The sequence below is a fragment of the Brachyspira hampsonii genome (genome assembly GCF_001746205.1).
Taxonomy (GTDB): Bacteria; Spirochaetota; Brachyspiria; order Brachyspirales; family Brachyspiraceae; genus Brachyspira; species Brachyspira hampsonii_B.
In genome coordinates this window covers 164,131-183,496 of sequence record NZ_MDCO01000009.1, presented here as the reverse complement: position 1 = coordinate 183,496, position 19,366 = coordinate 164,131, and the positions used below count along the sequence as shown (strand labels likewise).

16 protein-coding genes and 1 tRNA gene are annotated in these 19,366 nt (G+C 26.4%); 6 read left to right on the top strand and 11 right to left on the bottom strand.

Going from position 1 to position 19,366, the window contains the following annotated elements; all coding sequences use genetic code 11:
* Positions 1–263: 263 nt before the first annotated feature.
* Positions 264–1,085: an aldo/keto reductase gene (locus BFL38_RS06035; protein WP_069726213.1), complete on the bottom strand. Its 822-nt coding sequence runs from the start codon at positions 1,083–1,085 to the stop codon at positions 264–266.
* 158 nt (positions 1,086–1,243) lie between these two features.
* On the opposite strand from BFL38_RS06035, the gene fliS reads away from it, so the two are divergent.
* Positions 1,244–1,708 (top strand): flagellar export chaperone FliS, encoded by a 465-nt coding sequence (gene fliS, locus BFL38_RS06030; RefSeq protein ID WP_069726212.1) that lies wholly within the window; start codon positions 1,244–1,246, stop codon positions 1,706–1,708.
* Positions 1,709–1,715: 7 nt separating this feature from the next.
* On the top strand, positions 1,716–2,465 hold the full coding sequence (locus BFL38_RS06025) for an early set domain-containing protein (protein ID WP_069726211.1): 750 nt from the start codon (positions 1,716–1,718) through the stop codon (positions 2,463–2,465).
* A gap of 44 nt (positions 2,466–2,509) precedes the next feature.
* Here the strand turns inward: BFL38_RS06025 and BFL38_RS06020 are convergent, their stop codons facing one another.
* Positions 2,510–3,217, bottom strand: a complete 708-nt coding sequence (locus BFL38_RS06020; protein WP_069726210.1) for a flagellar biosynthetic protein FliO — start codon at positions 3,215–3,217, stop codon at positions 2,510–2,512.
* Between the two features lie 13 nt (positions 3,218–3,230).
* Positions 3,231–3,316, bottom strand: a tRNA-Ser gene (locus BFL38_RS06015).
* A gap of 165 nt (positions 3,317–3,481) precedes the next feature.
* Between BFL38_RS06015 and BFL38_RS06010 the strand changes: the two genes are divergently transcribed.
* From BFL38_RS06010 to BFL38_RS06000, 3 genes are all read left to right on the top strand, one after another.
* Positions 3,482–6,730, top strand: a complete 3,249-nt coding sequence (locus BFL38_RS06010) for a type ISP restriction/modification enzyme (protein WP_069726209.1) — start codon at positions 3,482–3,484, stop codon at positions 6,728–6,730.
* Positions 6,731–6,801: 71 nt separating this feature from the next.
* Positions 6,802–7,005, top strand: coding sequence for a hypothetical protein (locus BFL38_RS06005; protein WP_069726208.1), 204 nt, complete (start codon positions 6,802–6,804; stop codon positions 7,003–7,005).
* Positions 7,006–7,081: 76 nt separating this feature from the next.
* Complete coding sequence (locus BFL38_RS06000; protein WP_256097208.1) at positions 7,082–7,390, top strand: hypothetical protein; 309 nt, start codon at positions 7,082–7,084, stop codon at positions 7,388–7,390.
* 161 nt (positions 7,391–7,551) lie between these two features.
* Here the strand turns inward: BFL38_RS06000 and nagA are convergent, their stop codons facing one another.
* Genes nagA through BFL38_RS05980 form a run of 4 tightly spaced genes read right to left on the bottom strand, consistent with a single transcriptional unit; the run spans position 7,552 to position 14,646 of the window.
* Positions 7,552–9,516 (bottom strand): N-acetylglucosamine-6-phosphate deacetylase, encoded by a 1,965-nt coding sequence (nagA, locus tag BFL38_RS05995; RefSeq protein WP_069726207.1) that lies wholly within the window; start codon positions 9,514–9,516, stop codon positions 7,552–7,554.
* A 15-nt stretch (positions 9,517–9,531) separates the two neighbouring features.
* Positions 9,532–10,305 (bottom strand): sugar phosphate isomerase family, encoded by a 774-nt coding sequence (locus BFL38_RS05990; protein WP_069726206.1) that lies wholly within the window; start codon positions 10,303–10,305, stop codon positions 9,532–9,534.
* Between the two features lie 17 nt (positions 10,306–10,322).
* Positions 10,323–13,076: an RNA polymerase subunit sigma-70 gene (locus BFL38_RS05985; RefSeq protein WP_069726205.1), complete on the bottom strand. Its 2,754-nt coding sequence runs from the start codon at positions 13,074–13,076 to the stop codon at positions 10,323–10,325.
* 22 nt (positions 13,077–13,098) lie between these two features.
* Complete coding sequence (locus tag BFL38_RS05980; RefSeq protein WP_069726204.1) at positions 13,099–14,646, bottom strand: coiled-coil domain-containing protein; 1,548 nt, start codon at positions 14,644–14,646, stop codon at positions 13,099–13,101.
* 213 nt (positions 14,647–14,859) lie between these two features.
* Between BFL38_RS05980 and secG the strand changes: the two genes are divergently transcribed.
* Positions 14,860–15,210: a preprotein translocase subunit SecG gene (gene secG, locus BFL38_RS05975; protein WP_069726203.1), complete on the top strand. Its 351-nt coding sequence runs from the start codon at positions 14,860–14,862 to the stop codon at positions 15,208–15,210.
* Between the two features lie 37 nt (positions 15,211–15,247).
* Here secG and BFL38_RS05970 read toward each other — a convergent pair whose 3' ends face one another.
* The 4 genes from BFL38_RS05970 to trxA form a co-directional block, all read right to left on the bottom strand.
* Positions 15,248–15,799 (bottom strand): hypothetical protein, encoded by a 552-nt coding sequence (locus tag BFL38_RS05970; protein WP_069726202.1) that lies wholly within the window; start codon positions 15,797–15,799, stop codon positions 15,248–15,250.
* A gap of 4 nt (positions 15,800–15,803) precedes the next feature.
* Positions 15,804–17,345, bottom strand: a complete 1,542-nt coding sequence (locus tag BFL38_RS05965) for an NAD(P)H-hydrate dehydratase (protein ID WP_069726201.1) — start codon at positions 17,343–17,345, stop codon at positions 15,804–15,806.
* Positions 17,342–18,919, bottom strand: a complete 1,578-nt coding sequence (locus BFL38_RS05960; RefSeq protein ID WP_069726200.1) for a LysM peptidoglycan-binding domain-containing protein — start codon at positions 18,917–18,919, stop codon at positions 17,342–17,344. Before BFL38_RS05960 ends, BFL38_RS05965 begins: the two co-directional genes overlap by 4 nt.
* A 104-nt stretch (positions 18,920–19,023) precedes the next feature.
* Positions 19,024–19,341: a thioredoxin gene (gene trxA / locus BFL38_RS05955; protein ID WP_008727069.1), complete on the bottom strand. Its 318-nt coding sequence runs from the start codon at positions 19,339–19,341 to the stop codon at positions 19,024–19,026.
* Positions 19,342–19,366: the final 25 nt, after the last annotated feature.

Below are 19,366 nucleotides of genomic sequence, written 5' to 3'. Positions count from 1 at the left end.
GTTTCAAAACTAATTTTTTGTAATTTAGTGTGGACTAGCTGCGAAGCACACAGTTGTGCCACCCCCCCACTTCTTTTGGTGTCCCATACGAAGTACGCTTGCGGCGAGAAGCAAAAGGACTGCATATTTATATACTAAAATAATAATTTATAAAACATGTGAAACATTATTTTGTAAATTATAAAATTATGAAATTTTTATATATGATCTTGTTAAGTAGTTTTTAAACAAGTCTAATAAAATACACTTTAATAAAAATGATTTTAAAAATCGAAAGTTAAAGGATCTTCTCCTATTCTGTATCCGTTTTCTAATGAATTTATTTTTTCTATGTCATTTTTATCTAATTGAAAATCGAATATATTTATATTTTCTTCTATTCTTTCTTTAGTTACAGATTTAGGTATAACAGATATATTATTTTCTATATTCCATCTTAAAATTATTTGAGCAGGAGTTTTATTATATTTATTTGCTATATCAACTATGGTTTTATCAGAAAATAGTTTTCCTCTTGCCAATGGCGACCATGCTTCCACGATGATATTATGATTTTTACAAAATTCTATTAATTCATTTCTTTGCAAATTAGGGTGTCTTTCTATTTGATTTAGTACAGGGGCAATATTACAATGTGCAAATATATCTTTTAAATGCTTTATTTCAAAGTTGCTTAATCCTATAGATTTGGCTTTTTTACTCTGACATATATTTTCTAATGCTCTGTATGTATCTAAATATCTTTCTTTTTTTTGTCCCGGCCAATGAATAAGCACTAAATCTACATAATCCATATTAAGTTTTTCTAAACTTTCTTCAAATGATTTTCTTGCGGAATTATAACCTTGTTTTGTATTCCAGATTTTAGTGGTTATAAATATTTCTTCTCTTTTTATTCCTATTTTTCTTATAGCTTCTCCTAATTCTTTTTCATTATTATAAAATTGAGCAGTATCAAATTTTCTATATCCGGCGTCTATAGCCCATCTTAGTGCATTTTCTAATTCTTTTTTATCTGTTATTTTATATAGTCCAAGTCCCAATATAGGCATTTCTATCCCATTATTAAATTTTATATTAATCATAACTTCTTCCTTTTTATATTATGGTATTAATTTTATTATATGTTATAATAGATAATATTACAGCTATATTTTTATTATCTTAAAAAATGTTTTATGCTTTTTATGATTTTCCGATAATATTTAGTAATTAACATAATAATACAAATGGGGGGAGTAAATTGTCTAGTAATAACGGATACGAAAAATATAAAAAAGTTGATGTGAGTACCGCTTCACAGAACAGACTTATCGTTATGCTTTATGACGGTGCTATTAAGTTTTTAGAAACCGCCTGTGCTGCTATGGATAAAAAGCATGGTACTGAAGAGGCACATAATAATATAGTAAAAGCACAGGAAATCATATATGAGCTTTTATCTTCTCTTAATTATGAAGCCGGAGATATAGCACATAGACTTGCTTCTATATATACATATATGAATCAAAAACTTACAGAAGGTAATATATCTAAAACTAAGCCGCCTTTGTTAGAAGTAATAAGGTATCTCAAAGAGCTTAAAACAGCTTGGGAAGGTGTTGAAGAGCAAATGTCTAAAACTAATAGCGAAAGTAAGGCAGCATCTAATAATAACAAAGATAATTCTTCAAAAAATACTGATAGTAAATTAAATATAACAGGTTGAATAAGCTATGAAAAAAATGTATAAATTAACAATATTATCTATTATTTTTAGTATAGTTTTTTTATCATGCGGTGAAAAAGATACTGAAACTATAGAGCAGTATGAAGCTAGAATGAATAGGCTTGAAATTTTAAAATATTATAATATACAAGATGTTATGCAGCCTAGAATCGTAAATGACGGAGTATTATTTACTTTTGCCGAGAATTATGATTCTGTAGAAGTATCCGGTGATTTCAATAATTGGGAAGATAGTATACCTCTTATAAAGAGTTCTTATGGTGTTTATTATTATCTTTGGCAGCATCCTCTTAAGGCAGGAAAATATAGTTATAGATACAGAGTTAATGGTGTTTGGATTAATGATCCTGTAAATGCTAATATTGAATATGATAATAATAATCAGGTTGTTAGCTATTTTGTGTTAACTAATGATGTTGGATTTTATGAAAAAAACCCTATTTATAATTCTGATGGTACGGTTACATTCTTTTACAGCAATGATACTGCTAAAGAGGTTATGTTTACTTCTGATAAATTGGGCTTTGATAGTTTAAGATATCCTATGACTTATTCTAATAATTTATGGGTTATCACTTTAAGACCTGAAGCCGGTAATTACTATTATAACTTTGTAGTAGATAGAATATGGGAAGTTGATCCTATTAATATGAATGTTTATAAGGGAAGTGATGGAAGGCTTCATTCATATATTCTAATAAATTATAATCAAACTAATAAAAGAATGGTCTATTAATAAAATATAAAAAAGGATAGGCTTTTTATATAGTCTATCTTTTTTTATTGCATTTTATTATTTTCATTATCATTATTATTTATTGTAGGATTTTCTGCATTCAAATCATGAAGTCTTTCTCTGATTTCTGAAGTTGTTTTTAACGGATCTTTTTCTTTCATTTTCGGCTGCTTGAATACGGATAATGTTTGATTAAAGATATTTTTGAAACTATCATCTACTGTATTATTTTTAGAGTTAATATACATCATTTTTATTTGATCTTTAGTTTCTTTATCTTCTATCTTTGATAATAAATTAATATTATGATCTGAAATAGAAACCAAATACATATCTTCAACAATTTCTATTATAGATATATATCTGTTTGCAGCTACAGGAGTTGTGGCAAGCACTTTAATAATATCGCTTGAACCTGACACTTTTTTAGATTTATTTTTTAAATATATAAATACCAAATATATACCAACCAAAGTAACAATAAAACCAATAATAGCTCTTATAAACATCCAGCCGTTACTTACTTCTGCTCTGTCTTGAATATTTCTAATATCCTGTAATATAGCAGGTTCATTAGCATTGTTTGTATTATCTATAGCGACATTGAAGAAATTAGTTTCCGGCATTATATTTTCTGCATTAGTTTCGGTAGTTACATTAATATTATTGTTGTCATTTTGATTTGTAGTATTTTCTTGAGTTAGTGCTATGCTGAAAATAATTAAGAATATGACAGAAATTTTTTTAATCATATATAAACCGATTCGGAGAGAGCGGGATTCGAACCCGCGGTAGGGGTTGCCTACGACAGTTTAGCAAACTGCTCCCTTCGGCCTCTCGGGCATCTCTCCATAACTACATATTTTCTTAAATGATTGTGTTATGATAACATAAATAATATTTTTAGTCAAGTTTATATTTAATTAAAGTTTGTTTTTTATTAATTTAGATAAAATATATATTATTTTGACAAATGGGATATTTTTTATTATAATATAAAATTTAAGGATTATATTATGATTAAAGAACTATATTCATATTTAGAAGGCATAAAAGATATAACTGCTGAAGATAAAGAGCATAGTTATAGAGCTTCTTTAGAGAGTTTATTAAATGGTATAAAAAATCATCTTAATTTTAATAAGGTAAATATAAAGCATGAACCAAACAATGATAAAGAGGGCAGGGGAGCACCTGATTTTTTAGTTACTATTGATTCTCTTGTTTTGGGCTATATTGAAAATAAAAGAGTAAATGCCAATCTTGATGAAATTATTAAAAGCGAGCAGATAAAAAAATATCTTCTTTTGAGTGATAACATTATAATTACGGATTATTTGAGATTTATATTAATTGATGAAAACTTAAATATTATTGATGAAGTTAGAATATGCGAATTAAGTGAGATTAAAAATTATAAAAAAATTAAACTTGAAGAAGTAAGTAAAAAACTTTCAGATATATTTAAAATATTTTTCTCAAGAGAGCCTAAACCTATAAATACAGCTTTAGAGTTTGCAGATGCTTTAGCTATGCGTACTAGAATATTAAGAGATGATTTATACGAACTTGAAAATAATAATCATATAGAGCGTTTATATAATATATTTAAAAGTACAATTTATTCTCAAATAGATTTTGCAGACTTTTGCGATAATTTTGCACAGACACTTACTTATAGTTTGTTTTTAGCAAGACTCAATACTAATGAAAAAATAGATTTATATAATGTAACTAAGTTTATACCTAAATCGTTCCCATTAATAAGAGCTATGAGTAAATTCCTTCAGGATTTGGAAGAATTAAATATTAATGACTTAAAAACTATAGAATGGCTTTTAAATGAAATAATAAATATAACTAATCATATAAATATTGTATCTATTGTAGAAGAATTAAATAAATATGATAATACAGTTTCGCAGAAAGATCCTTATATGCATTTTTATGAAACTTTTTTGTATAAGTATAATCCTGAGCTTAGAGAGCTTAGAGGCGTTTATTATACTCCTCAAAGCGTAGTTAATTTTATTATTGATTCTATAGATATAGTTTTAAAAGAGTATTTCAATAAAAATAAAGGTTTAGGCGATGCATTAGAAAAAGAAACTAATATAACTCTTTTAGATTTTGCTACAGGAACAGGTACATTTTTACTTGATTCTTTTAGGAAATCTTTATCATATTATCAAAAAAACTCTGTCAAATATAATCCTAAAGAATTAATAAATAAATTTTACGGCTTTGAGTTTATGATAGCACCGTATACAATAGCACATCTTAAAATATCTCAAACACTTAAAGAAGAGTTTAACTATAATTTAGAAGATGATGAGAGATTAAATATATTTTTAACCAACACTTTAGAAAATATAGATTTAGATGAGAGCAAAGGGAAAAACAATATATTTGAAGAGCTTAATGAAGAGATGAATCTAGCTCAGAAAACAAAAGAAAAAGAGATTCTTATAATAACAGGCAATCCTCCATACAGCGGAGCAAGTGCCAATAAAGGCATATTTGAGGAAGAGGTAAGAAAAGAATATAAAACATTGTTAGAAAGAGAACCTTTAGCTTTAACAAGAAACGGTAAAGTAGAAAAAGAAAAAAATCCAAAAATGCTTCTTGATGATTATGTGAAGTTTATAAGATTTGCACAGCAGAAAATAGATAATCAAAAAGCAGGCGGAATATTCGGCTTTATTTCTAATCATTCATTTTTGGATAATCCTACTTTCAGAGGTATGCGTTACAGCTTATTAAAAAGTTTTGATGAAATATATATTGTAAATTTGCATGGTAATACCAGAAAAAAAGAAGTATGTCCAGACGGCAGCAAAGATGAAAATGTATTTGACATAATGCAGGGCGTAAGTATAAATATATTTGTAAGATATACCAAAAATATAGAAGATGAAAAATTAATTAATGTAAACTCTATCACACATAAATACAGCAGAGAAAATGCATCAGTTTATTATTATGACTTGTACGGAAAGAGAGAGTATAAATATAATTTTCTTCTTGATAATAATATAAAAAGTATAGAGTGGAGTAAATTAGAATATAAAGAGCCTTTCTTTTTATTTATACCTCAAAATAAAAATTTATTAGAAGAGTATGATAATTTTTATAGTATAAAAGATATATTTTTAACTTCAAGTGTTGGAATAGTTACAGCAAGAGATGATTTTTGTTTATCTAAAAATGATAGTATAAATTCATTAAATGAATTAAAAAATAATATAAAAAGATTTATGGAATTAGATATTGAATATGCCAGAAAAGAATTTGATTTAGGAAAAGATACTAGAGATTGGCAGATTAGATATGCAAAAAAAGAATTGGAAGAAACGAATAATGATGATAATAATTATAAAATACTTAATTATCGTCCTTTTGATAAAAGATGGACTTATTATACGGGTAAGTCAAAGGGGTTTCATAGTATGCCAAGAGGTGATATAATGGAGCATTTTCTAAAATATAATAATATTGGATTAGTTTCAATACGCCAAATTATAAGTTCTGATTTTTTTCATAGTTTTATTACTGATAAAATAATTGATATGTGCTATATTTCAAATAAGACTAAAGAAGGTAATTATATTTTTCCATTATATTTGTATAATACTCCTAATGCAAGAAAAGTTATTCAGGCTGAAAATTATAATGTTGGGGATTTATTTGAAAAATATGAAGAAAATCCATTTGACAATTCAGATAAGATAGAAAATTTTACGCTCAATTTTAGAAATTTCATCGACAAAAAATATGGCTTTCATTTCTCGCCTGAAGAGGTTTTGGGCTATATTTATGCTATACTCTTTCACAAAACTTACAGAACTAAATATATTGATTTCCTAAAAATAGATTTTCCTAAAATTCCTTTTACGGATTCTAAGGATATATTTATAAAATTAAGCTCTTTAGGCACTAAGTTATACAATCTTCATTTGATGAAAGATAATGATTTGAATGCCGATATAGGAGAGGGTTTATACAAAGATGATAAAAACAACAAAATAGAAAAACCTGTTTATAACGAAAAAGAAAATAAACTATTCATTAATAAAACTCTTTATTTTGATAAAGTTTCAAAAGAAGTTTGGCTTTATAAAATAGGAGGCTATCAGGTATTGGATAAATATTTAAAATCTCATAAAGGCGAAGATATTGATTACTCATATTTTCAGAAGATTATACAGGTTTTGTATAAATCATTGATTATAGAAAGTGAAATTGCAGGCATTGACTTTTTATAAACATTTTATATAAAATAATATAATTTGACAATATTATATTTTATTATATTATATATATGAGGGTATGTGTTATGAATATTGATAAAGAAAAAAAATTACTTGAAATTACTTTTAAATATAAAAGTAAATTAAGTAGGAAAAAATTTAATTCGATTATAGGAATTTGTTATTCTAATATAATAAATAAACAAATTAATGATGAAATAAATGGTTATATTATACCTACGGTTAATAGCATAGTTAAAAATTATGGACACAAATATGAAAAACAATAAAGAAATTATTGATAATAAGGATAGCAGTAATAATGATAAATTACCGCCTGAAATGATAGAATAGATTAATGATTTTTTGTCAATTAGTGGTTCTTTTAATCCTTTGGTTAATAAAATTACAGATAAGAATATTAGTGAAATGACAGAACTTCATAATAAACATGATGAAAGAGTTTTTAATGATAAGAAAAATCAGAGGTTTCATAATATATTAATAATAATTGTATTATTAATATTTTTTTTAGTAGTTATGATTTTGTTTAAAAATAATACAGCTTTTTTAGAAAAAATATTACCTCTTATCATTAGTTTTGCCATAGGTTGTTTTGGCGGATATGGATATGGATATGGATATTATAAAAAAGATAGAGATTCTAAAAATTAAGTATATCTAATTTTAGAATTGGAATATAATATTATATAGATTTTAAATAAATCATTAAATTTAGAAAATGAAATTGCAGGTATTAATTTTTTGTAAATAAAAGGCTTTACTTAGTAATTTAAGCAAAGCCTTTTACAAATTTACTTGTTTAAATTAGCATTTTAAGCATGTGTTACCCATTCATGGTCATAATTATACTCTTTGTAGTTTCCTTTGAATACCACACCTTTTACAACTAACTTTTCATCTAATACAACTAAATCGGCAATGTATCCTTCTTTTATTCTGCCGTATTTGTCGTCTATGCCCATAACTTTAGCAGGATAAAGCGAAGCCATTTTCAAAGCCTCTTCAACTGCAGCACCTACCTCATTAACTACATTTCTTACAGATTGGCTTATTGTAATAGCAGATCCTCCCAAAGTGCCATTGTCATCAATAAGTCTGTTGCCGTCTCTATGTATTTTTTTACCAGCCCAAATATATTCTTTTATTTCAGGGGCAGCTGCAGGGGCTATGGCATCAGTAACTATACATATATGACCTGTTTTTAATTTGTATGCTAGCTCTACTGAAGCAAAATCGCAATGCACACCATCGCATATTAAACCAGCATACATGTCTTTAGTTTCAAGTACCGCTCCGACAGCACCTGGCTCTCTTGAACCCCAAGGACGCATAGCATTAAATAAATGTGTGGCAAAAGTTATTCCGTAAGGTATTTTCTCTTTTATTTCTGCATAAGTACCGTTAGTATGTCCTACCGATACTACTTTACCAGCAGAAGCAAAAGCCTCTATAACTTCACCATTTACCATTTCTGGTGCTACAGTAACCATTACGCATTTAGAAGCATTGATTTTTTTTATCATCTCCATATTAGGCTCTCTTATGAACTTTTCATTGTGTATGCCTCTTTTTTCATGCGATATATAAGGACCTTCAAAATGTATTCCTAATACTCCGATTACTGACAGATCCTCTATACTATTAAATAAATCTATAATTTTTAACATGTATTCATCGCCATTTGTAATTACAGTAGGCAAATATGAAGTACAGCCGTATCTCTGACAAACTTCATTCATATTTTTTAATGTTTCAACTGTAGGGGAAGCATTAATATCATATCCGCCTATGCCATTAACCTGCAAGTCTATATATCCGGGAGCTACTATTTTTCCTCCCAAATCTATTCTGGTAATAACAGCATCAACATCTATTTCTTTTTCAACGCTTTTGATAACATTATTTTCTATAACAATACAATGTCCGTCTATAAACTTCTCTCCATCAAATATTTTAATGTTTGTAAGGGCATAATAAGATTTATAAAGCCCCTTAATAAGTTCTTTAGGGTGAAGACTTTTGCTTTCCAAACTTTTAGCATATTTATAAGTTTTTACTTTCAAATCGCTGCTGGATTCTTCATCGGCTACAATTATAAGTTTTTTATGTTCCTGAAGTACAGAAGTAGGGTAGAATTGACTTATAGCTCCTTCAACACAATGGGCTAAAGCATCAGACACTTCATATCCATTTGCCATAACTAGTATGTATTTTGCATTGAATGCTTCCTCAAATCCTAATGTAAAGCCTTCTCTAGGAAACATCTCTATAGGCATATTAAATTTTTTGGATTCATAGCTTCTTATTATTTCACTTATCTTTTTATCCCTAACACTTCCTTCTAATGATGAGCTTGGAGTATTAAGTAAGAAACTTCCATCTTCAGCTAAATTGTCTATCAATAAAGTGATATTGCCCAATTCTTTTATCAAATTAGCCATTCTTTTAGCTTCTTCTTTTCTATTTACTACATTACTGTCAAATAAATGAACATTTTCTTTAGGTATATCTATAAATTTTAAAAAATTATCTTCTAAATATTTCTGCGATATGTTTGAATCTATATATTCACCAGATGAAACTATATGTATATTTTTAAAAGATACTATATTATCATTGTAGAAAGATAATAATTTTTGATAATATGATTTATTGATATATCTTAAAGGAAAAGATAATACAAAAGGCTTTTCTTTATCCGAATAGTCTAATATACATTTTACAGTATAATAAGCAGCCCATTCATAAACGCTTTCATTTGTAATAATGATTCTCATGTATATTCTCCTTTTTTATTTTATATTTTTTTCTATCTTCATAAATACTGTCTGACTTGAAAGTCTTAAAGATGATTCATAATCAGCTATCACAGTAACATCACTATGCTTTTGTAATTTACTTAAAGGTGAAGAATTACTTATACCATACTCTAAACAATCTCTCAAAGAGCATGAATTATTGATTCCAGATGATGTTAATAACACAGTATCTACCATATCTATAAAGCCCATACCCATACTAAATACAGTTGTGGGTACTTTGCTTTCATCTTCAAACTTATATTTAATCTCACTTATAGAGTGTTCGCTTAAAGTTTTTATTCTAAAGAGTGAAGATAATGACGACATTCTTTCATTTCCTGCCGAAGTGGAATCAGCGGTGAGTGAATACCATATAACATCAAATCTTCCTATTTTTTTTATAATTTCAAGCTGTTTATCCATTTGAGATTCATCGCCGTTTCCGTCAAATAAAAATACATTTTCTTCAGGTATATCTATTTTGGAAAGCAGATTTTCTTTTAAAAAGTATGCTTTGCTGTTTTTATCTGTAGGAGAGAGTCCTATATATTCCGACTGCTGAAATATAAATATATTTTTGAAATTAATTTTATAGTTATTAATATTTTCTATTATTTCTCTATAAATATCTTTAGTATCATCTTGACTAGAAACTGAAATATAAAGTTTTTCTTTTTTTTCCTGCTTTTTCTCTAAGAAATTGAGAATATGTTTTGCTGTGAATACAGTATAATCTTTATATGAATCAGCTATATATATATTCATTAATAAGTCCTTTATAATTAATCGGAGCTTATTATAACATTTTCCCTATTTTCTGTATATAGTATATTGTTTATTTTATTTGTATTATCCGAAGTATTTATATAATCTTCTATGTTTATATAGTATTCCTTATTTCCTGCTTTGAAATTTAAATTTGTACTTGTGAAATTTCCCAAGGTGATATTAGGATTTATAATATTTCTTCTCATAGCCTGAGGCACATTGTTTTTAGGCATTGTACTTATAATTATCCAAGGTTCAAATTTCTTTACATTCTCTCTTGTTGAAACTTCTGCGGTATATAATTTATTTTGTCCTATATTAGTTTGTATAATATTATATTCTAATTCATTTGAAGATAGTATTTGTATATAGGTATAAGAATATGCTCCTTCTATAACGAATTTATCTGCATCATTATCAAAAGTTATTGGAAGTTTTGAATTGGCATTCCATTTATATTTATATCCGTAAACATGGTATTGTTTTGTTATATCAGGCAATGCTTCAATATCTTCTTTTATTATTAAAATATTAGGTTTTAGATAGTAGAATCTTCTGTCATAGTTTTTAAGATTTACAGAATATGTATATCTTTGATTTGCTTTTGCATGGGCATAGAACATTTTATAATAATTAGTTATATTTTCTATATAAGAATAACTTCCCATATTTTCTTCTATTTTGTTTCCGTCTATTGATATTCCATTATGAAAAGCAGCATCTTTGAAAAGTGTATAATTATTAGAATCAAAGTTATAACCTAATTCATCTATTATAGAATCTCCGTAATTATAATATACAAAACTCATTCTGTCATTATGATTAAGTCCTAAAGAATCATCAGCGTTTCTTCCTTTAGCATATACAGCCAAATAAGGTGCATTTAGAGCTTTTATATTTTCATTATAGATAGCAGTTTGTATTTTTTTCAAGAGTAAAGTCTCATATTGAAAATCAACATTAGAATTAACATTATCCCTAAGATAGTAATTATTCCACATTAAAGCATAAGGTAGATATTTTATTTCAGCAGATTCGCTTTGTGCAAATACAGCATAATTTTTATATAATGGATTAGCATACATTCTGCTTAGAAACTCCATAACTGCACTTCTAGCACCCGTATCAAATCTTAATTTGCTTCTATTATCTATAGCAGTGTATCCTATAGGTAAAGTATAACCTGACGGATATCCTACTATGGACAAATATTTTCCTATATTTTTAAATGATTCAAAAGTAAAAGCATCGAATATGCCTACATTTTTTAATGATAATGCATAAGTTAATATAGGCATGATAGTATCAAATGCTTCGCTTATTGATGATTTAAAACTTCCGTCATTTTCAAACATAGAAAATACCATACTGTTTATATAATTCATAGAAAAATAATGCCAATTTCTAATTTGATCCTGATTTACATTTTCATTAAGCATGTTAATTGCTATTAAGCCTAATGTTGTAATATATTTTATAGTATTTTTATTTCTATATTCTGAAGGATTTTCTGTTATATAATTATAAAGTGTTTCTCCGTATTTTATGAATTCCTGCTTCATCAAAACTATTTCTTCAGGAGAAAACTCATCATACATTAAATCAAATGGCATAAGAAGAGAATTAGCTAATATATTAACTGAATCTATAATATTATAATTTTCTATTTTTGTTTCATCTAAATTCACTATATCCCTTATCATCTGCTTAATTTCATATTTTAACAAATTATTATTAGGTTCAAATGCTGCTTTTAATGACATAACCATAGCATGAGAAGGAAGATTCTCAAAGTATAATTTATTAGTATCATCAGTTAATGAATATGATATATTATTAACAGACCATTTACCCATATTGGCTGAAGTATATGATTTGAATGCATTTATATTTCTCAAAAGTACAGAAGGCTGAAGTCTGTTTGCTTTGTATAGTAAATTATATAATATTTCAAATGTCTGTTTATCTATTAATACAAAAGGTCTCTGTATATTAAAAGTCTTATTTGTTATTGGTATAATCTTTGTACTGCTGTCATCTATAAAGAAATGATATATTCTTCTTAAATTTGTGTCTCCATTTTCATCAAATGCTATATACCATTTGCCGTTTTCTAATGTATTTGTTATTGAGAAGAAGCTGTTATTTCTCAATGTATATTCATAACGAGTTGTAAATGAAAGCTCTTTAGATATTGATATTCTAGTAAGGGTAGTTCTTTTATTAATCATAACAAATGGAGGATTACTCTTTGCTATATGTCCGCTTTCAGGAAGTATCAATGCTATATTTTCTCTTGATTTTCTTTTATCATCATACTCATTTATTGCTATTTTTACTTTATCTTTTGTATCAACATTTCCAACTGTTTCTATACTTACAGATAGTCTGTCTAATTTATCTTTTTCCAATGGAGGATTAAAATTTGTAGCATATAATGTGAGATTTATATTTCTATTAACTAATGGATTTTCTATATTAAATGTTTTTATTATATTGTTTTCTTCTACTTCTATATTTAATTGTATAGGTATATTATCAGAATCTATATTATAAGTTAATAATATTCCGTCATTTATTTTTACACTTTTTCCATATTTTAAATTTATAAATTTTGGGTACTGTTTATTATATTCAGGATATGTAATAGTATAAGAATTATCTTTTTTATCATAAACAGCTTCTATTTCTCTGTCTACTATCCTTTTTGGCGAGCATGATAATATAGGTATTATCAATAGTAGTGATATAATAATCCATTTTTTCATTATTTATTTATTATCCTGTTATTTATTCCATTCTAACTCTATGCAATCCTCTTAAATAATAGGTAATATCTTGTATATTTTTATCTATCATTTGTTTATATTCGTCAGGTATATTCTGATCTCTTATAAGTTTGAACATTTCAAGTCCTTCCTGCAAATTACCAAATAAACTTATTCTTGCGGCATTTCTTAATATTCTTTTGTATTTAGAATAGTAAGTATTTTCAGGCATATTATCAAAACCATAAGTAATTACAAGTTTCTTTTCATAATCATCTATATCATCTAAGAGCTTCATTCTCATAGTAGGGGTTTCACTTGCTGGTTTTAATTGAGATTCAGGCTTAGCCAATTTAGCACTTTCTTTAGGAGCTTCAACTTTAACCGTAATATTAGGCTGCTGAGCTTGAGGAGGCTGTCCTATTTGCTGATCAGAATCTGGAGAAGCTACCATAGACTGTCCGCCTGTAGGAGGAGTATAGCCTTCATTTATTTCCACGCGGCTATTTTCTATTTTATCTATTATAGTGAAAGGTCTTTTGTTTAAATTTTCATCTTTTGTGCTGTCAGAGTCTTCAAGTCTGTTTTCAACTAGATTTTCTAATTCTTCAGAGGCTCTGTTTAGTCTTTCTTCCCCTTCAGATAAAACCGATACTTCCTCAGATGTTTTTTCAGCTTCTTCTCTTTCTTTTTCTTTCTGCTCTCTGTAATCGTCCATAGCGGCACATAATAAAGCAGCTAATTTTGTAATACCTTCTTCTGTTTTTGCATTCATATTAGAAAGTAAATCACCGCTTCCTTCATTATCTGCTTCATCATCATCATCTGTAATATAGCTTTTTTTCATTGTAGAGGCTATATCTTTAGCAGAACTTTTTATATCACCTCTTATTTCTTTAAGTTTTTCTTCTTCTTTTTTTAAGAGTTCTCTTTTTTTATCTAATGCTTTTGATTCTTTTTCTATCTGTTTTAATATTTTTAAATTTTCTTTATACTGCTCTTTATCTTCTTTAGACAGCTTATTTGTATTTTTCTTAGCATTTTTTAAATCTGCTACGGCTTCTTTCAATTTTGCTTTTAATTCTTTCTTTTCCTGTTCTGATTCTAATAACTGCTCTTTTAATGCTTTAATTTCTTTTAGAGCTTCTCTGTCTGTTTTAGCAGTTTTTGATGCAGTTTCAGTTTTTGATTTTACAGTTTCTTTTGCTTTTAGTTTAAGTTCTTCATTTTTTAATTCTATTTTTCTTTTTTCTTCTTCAAGTTTTTGATTGGTTTTTTCTAATTTTTCTAATCTTTTTTGAAGTTTATTTATTTCAGCATTACTGCTTTGACTTTTAGCAGGGATAGATTTTTTTGCCTCTAAATCTTCTATTATTTTTTTATATTTGTCTTCTATTTTCTTTTTTTGTATATCTACTACTTTTTTATATTTTTTATTAAGTTCAGCAATTTTTTCTTCAGACTGCTGCAATTTTAATTTTAATTCTTCAGATAATTCTTTGTATGAAATTCTGCCTGTAGTTTTTGCTTCTGATGAAGTTTTTTTAGTATCTGTTTTTTTTACAGCCATTATAAAGTACCTGCCATTATATTATAGTCCTTATTAGTATTAACGGAAAAAATTTAAATTTACTAATAAAAATATTTTTTTATTTACATAATACCATATTTCTGCAATAAAATTAATAGTTTTATGCTTGAAAAATATTTTTTATAATGATATAATTTTCAGCAACAAAATAGTCTTTATGATATAAGAAATTAATTTTAAGGAAAAATATATATGAACGCTTTACTAACTTTAGGAATCATAGTTTATTCTATAATATGTGTACTATTAATATTGATAATCATTATACAAGGCGGTAAAGCTGAAGGTTTATTTTCAAGTGCTCAGGCTAATGTTTTGGGAAGCCAAAGAGGAAATGCTTTAAGTAAGGCTACTACTTTTCTTTCTACTATATTTATAGTAGGAGCTTTACTCATATCTGTTGCTATAAGCACTCAGAAAACTGCTTTTGAAAATGTTGCAAATACTCCTGCTAATAATACAGCAAATACTGCAGCTCCATTAACAGCACCTACTAATGCTGCTCCAACTATGGAAAATACAAATACTCTTTCTAATCAATAATTAATTTTATTAAAAGTAATTTTTAATAATTTGTAGTTTACTGATTTATTTTTATCTTTCTAGTATTTATACTATTGGTTTTGATTAGATTATTATCAAATTGAAGTATTATTTCTAGTTTATTTGCTTCTTTCCAATAATTTTTATCAAAGTTCAGATTAAATCCTATTCTTTGACCTACAGGGAATCTTATATTATTAAAAGAACGATCACTTGAAAATATTAATTTTCTATATTTATACAATGAAAAAGAAGCTCTCAGTATTTCTATGCTTTCAGAATTAGTATAATTAGAATTTTCAAGTTCTATGGTTGTTACTATAGCATCATTAACATATTGTGCTTTATTAATTTTTACTATTACATCAGTTTTAGGCTTTAAAGCTTCAAATAATGGTATATTATTAAAGAAACCTTTTTTATACAAAAGCATACCAATCACTGCTAATGTTAGAAAGGTACCGTATAAAAACATAAACCATCTTCTTGCAAATATGCTTACTTCTCTTTTAGGAGCGGGATGTTTTATATCTCTTTTAGCATAGAATTCTAATTCTTTTTGTTTAGGGTCGTAAACTTCTCTAGGCAAAATTTTATATCCTTTTTAGTATTTTATATGAAATATCTGCTAAATCTTTAGGCTGAATATAGTCATTTCCGAATTTTTTTGATAGTATATTAAAAGATTTAGCCTGTATTATCAATGCCAATTTTGAAGCATCTAGTATATTTAATCTTCTGGCAAGCAAAGCTCCTATAAATCCTGCAAAAACATCTCCCATACCAGCTTTTCCCATAGATTCTCTAGGATTATAATTTATATATATATCATTTTCATACATTAGGAAACTTACGGCATCTTTTAATACTATTGAAGCATTTGTTTTTTGTCTATATCTAAGTAATGCCTGATATGGATTTTCTAATGCTTCTATATGATTTATTTGTGTAAGTTTTTCAAATTCATATATATGAGGCGTGATTATAAAATTATTTTTAAGTTCATTAAGAGTGCTTTCAAACATTAAATATAAAGCATCGGCATCTATGACAGTAGGTATATTTATTTGCTTTAATATGCTGTTTACAAAAATTTCTGTGGACATATCTCTGCCTATGCCGGAACCTATTATACAAGCATCGCTTTTATTTATATCATTTACTATTTCAATATCATTTTCTGTGAAGAATTGCTGATTTTCTTCTCCAACTCCTATAATAACAATTTCGGGCATAGATGGTATTACAGCATCTCTTATATTTTTAACTATACCTTTAGGTACATACATCCGTATATATCCTACCCCTAATCTATAAGCGGCATTTACAGCTAAAACAGCAGCTCCTATATAATTATTGCTTCCTGCTACTATAGCAAGCATTCCCTGTTCTCTCTTGCTGTATAGTGAGTTTCTATTTATATGTATTTTCTCATTATAATCTATTAATTTAGCCTTATATCCCCAATTATTTAGTATTTCATTAGGGAATATTGATTTTATTATGAATAATTTTCCTATATATTCTCTAGTTCTGTATAAAAAGAATATATCTTTAGCAAAACATATTGTGTAAGTTTCATGTGCTTTAAAACAAACATGTACATTGTCATAGTCATTTATTTTTGAGGCTAATCCTGAAGGTATATCTATTGCTATTCTAAGAACATCTAATTTATTTAAACTATCTATAAGTGTTTTTTGTATTCCTTCCAATGGTCTGTTTCCGCCTGTGCCGAATAATGAATCCAATACTATAGATTTTCTTTCTATATTTTCAGCGGCTGATATTACATCTTCTTCGCTTCCTAAGTAATTAATATCTATATTCATAGATTTTAATATATTAAAATTGGAATATGTATCTTTATTAACTCTGTCAAGATTTCCTGTGATATATATCTTAACCTCATATCCATTTTTTATTAAATACCTAGCTATTGCAAGCCCATCTCCTCCGTTTCCTCCTACAGATGAGAAAATATAAACTGTCTTTTGATATAATAATTTTCTATGTCTTTTTACAAGTAAATAAAATATTTCGCTGGCTACATGCTCCATAAGAAGTATGGAAGGTATTTTTTCTATTGTTTTTTTGTCTATATTAATTAGATCTTCTGTAGTTACAACTTTCATTTTTTTATTCCTAATGATTCCTTTATAATATCAAAAATAGATAAAACTATATTTTCATTTAATTGACCATATTTAATAAGATCATTATATGTGGTGCTTATTGTATTGTTATTATTTAATATTTCTGTATATATATCTTTTGGTATAATATTTGAATTGTTTTTAAATACATTCAAATCATAATATGCTGATAATTTTAATGCCCATAATGCATGATTATATTTATTGTCATTTGTTAGTACAGGATAAACATATATATAGGACTTTGATAATGTATTATTTAAGTATTTTATATCTTTTATAGAATAAAAATCTGGAATATTTCTATACGATATAGTGCTTCCTTTTCTTATAACATTGCTTATTTTGAATTTATCATTATTGTAAGCATATATTAAAGGCCAATATGTGGCATCTCCGTATAAAGTTTTTGCTATATCCCAATAATACATATCTTTTGATGTGATATATGTTAAGTTGGCAGAATCTATTTCATTAAAATATTCATTAACTATATCATAAAGTTTTCTATTTTCTATACTATTATCAGATATTACTTTATTGCTGCTGAAATATATTGATGATGCTATACCAAGTATAAATATTATTATGATAATGAGTATTACTCTCATTATACCTACAAGCAGCATTTTGTTTATTTTAAAATTATTTTTATTCATAGTTTTATTTCCTGTTTTTTTAATATTAGTGTTTGGTATTTCTTTATTATTTAATAATTCCTTTTGTATATTTACTTCTAATAAGTTATTTTCTTCTCTATAGTATTTACTATTTGTATTATCATCATTGTACTCTAAATCCTCTTTATCAAAATGATTAATATCAAGCAGTTCTTCTTTAGAATATTCTTTCATTTCGGGATAATCATCTTTATTATTATCGGATAAATCATTATTGTTTTCTTTTTCTTCATTTAGCTTTTTTATCATACTATTTAAATCTATAGAATTATAATTTTTCCATATATTTCCCACAATATTGTTATCTATAGATTTATTTTCTTCGTCTTTATTTTCCTCATACTTATTTTCGTCTGTAATTTCAATAATTTCTTCAATTTCATTATCATCATTGTTATAACTTAGTTTTTTATTTTTTATTTGGCTATCTAATTCATCTAATATGTCTTCTGCTATTTCATTACTATGCAATTCTTTTATTTTATTTTTTAAATAGTTATCAGCTTCAAAGTTTTTATTTGAAAAAGTTCCGAAGTCTTTTATATATACATCTTCTTCTTTTGATATATCAGCTATATTTTTGAATATGCTTTTATATATAGATTTTTCCAAAAAAATATTTTTTATATTATTATTTGTAACGTTTAAAGATTCCAATGATTCATCAAAATTTTCATCTTCATTATCTAATATAATGTTATTATTTTCATCTAAACTTAAAATTCCAAGCTTATAAATATAAAATCTATTTCCATTTAAAATAGATGATGTTATTTTTGAGAATAATTTTTGAATGATGCTTTCAGATTCATTATTTTCTATATTAAATTCATTTGATATATTTTCTATCAATTTATTATTAGTATTAAGCATATATTATACCTTAAATTTTATAATATAATTGAGAATTATATATCAATTTATAATAAATAAAAGCCTAATTTTTAATAAAATTAGGCTAAAAATAAAATATTTTCTTATAGATATTCTTTTAACCAATCTTTTAATTGAGCTTCATTTTTCATTCCTTCAGCTCTTTTAATAACTTCTCCGCCTTTGAATACCATTAGAGTAGGTATAGACTGAACTCCGTATTTAGCAGCAACTTCTTCAGCAGCATCAACATCAACAGCTCCGAAATTCATTTTATCAGAATATTGATCTGCTACTTTATGTAATACAGGAGTCTGCATTTTACAAGGTCCGCACCATTCAGCGAAAAAATCAACTAATATTGCTTTATCTCCAGATATAGCTGCTTCAAAATTATCTGTTTTTAATTCTTGTACTGACATATTTATTTCCCCTCGCTTATATTTA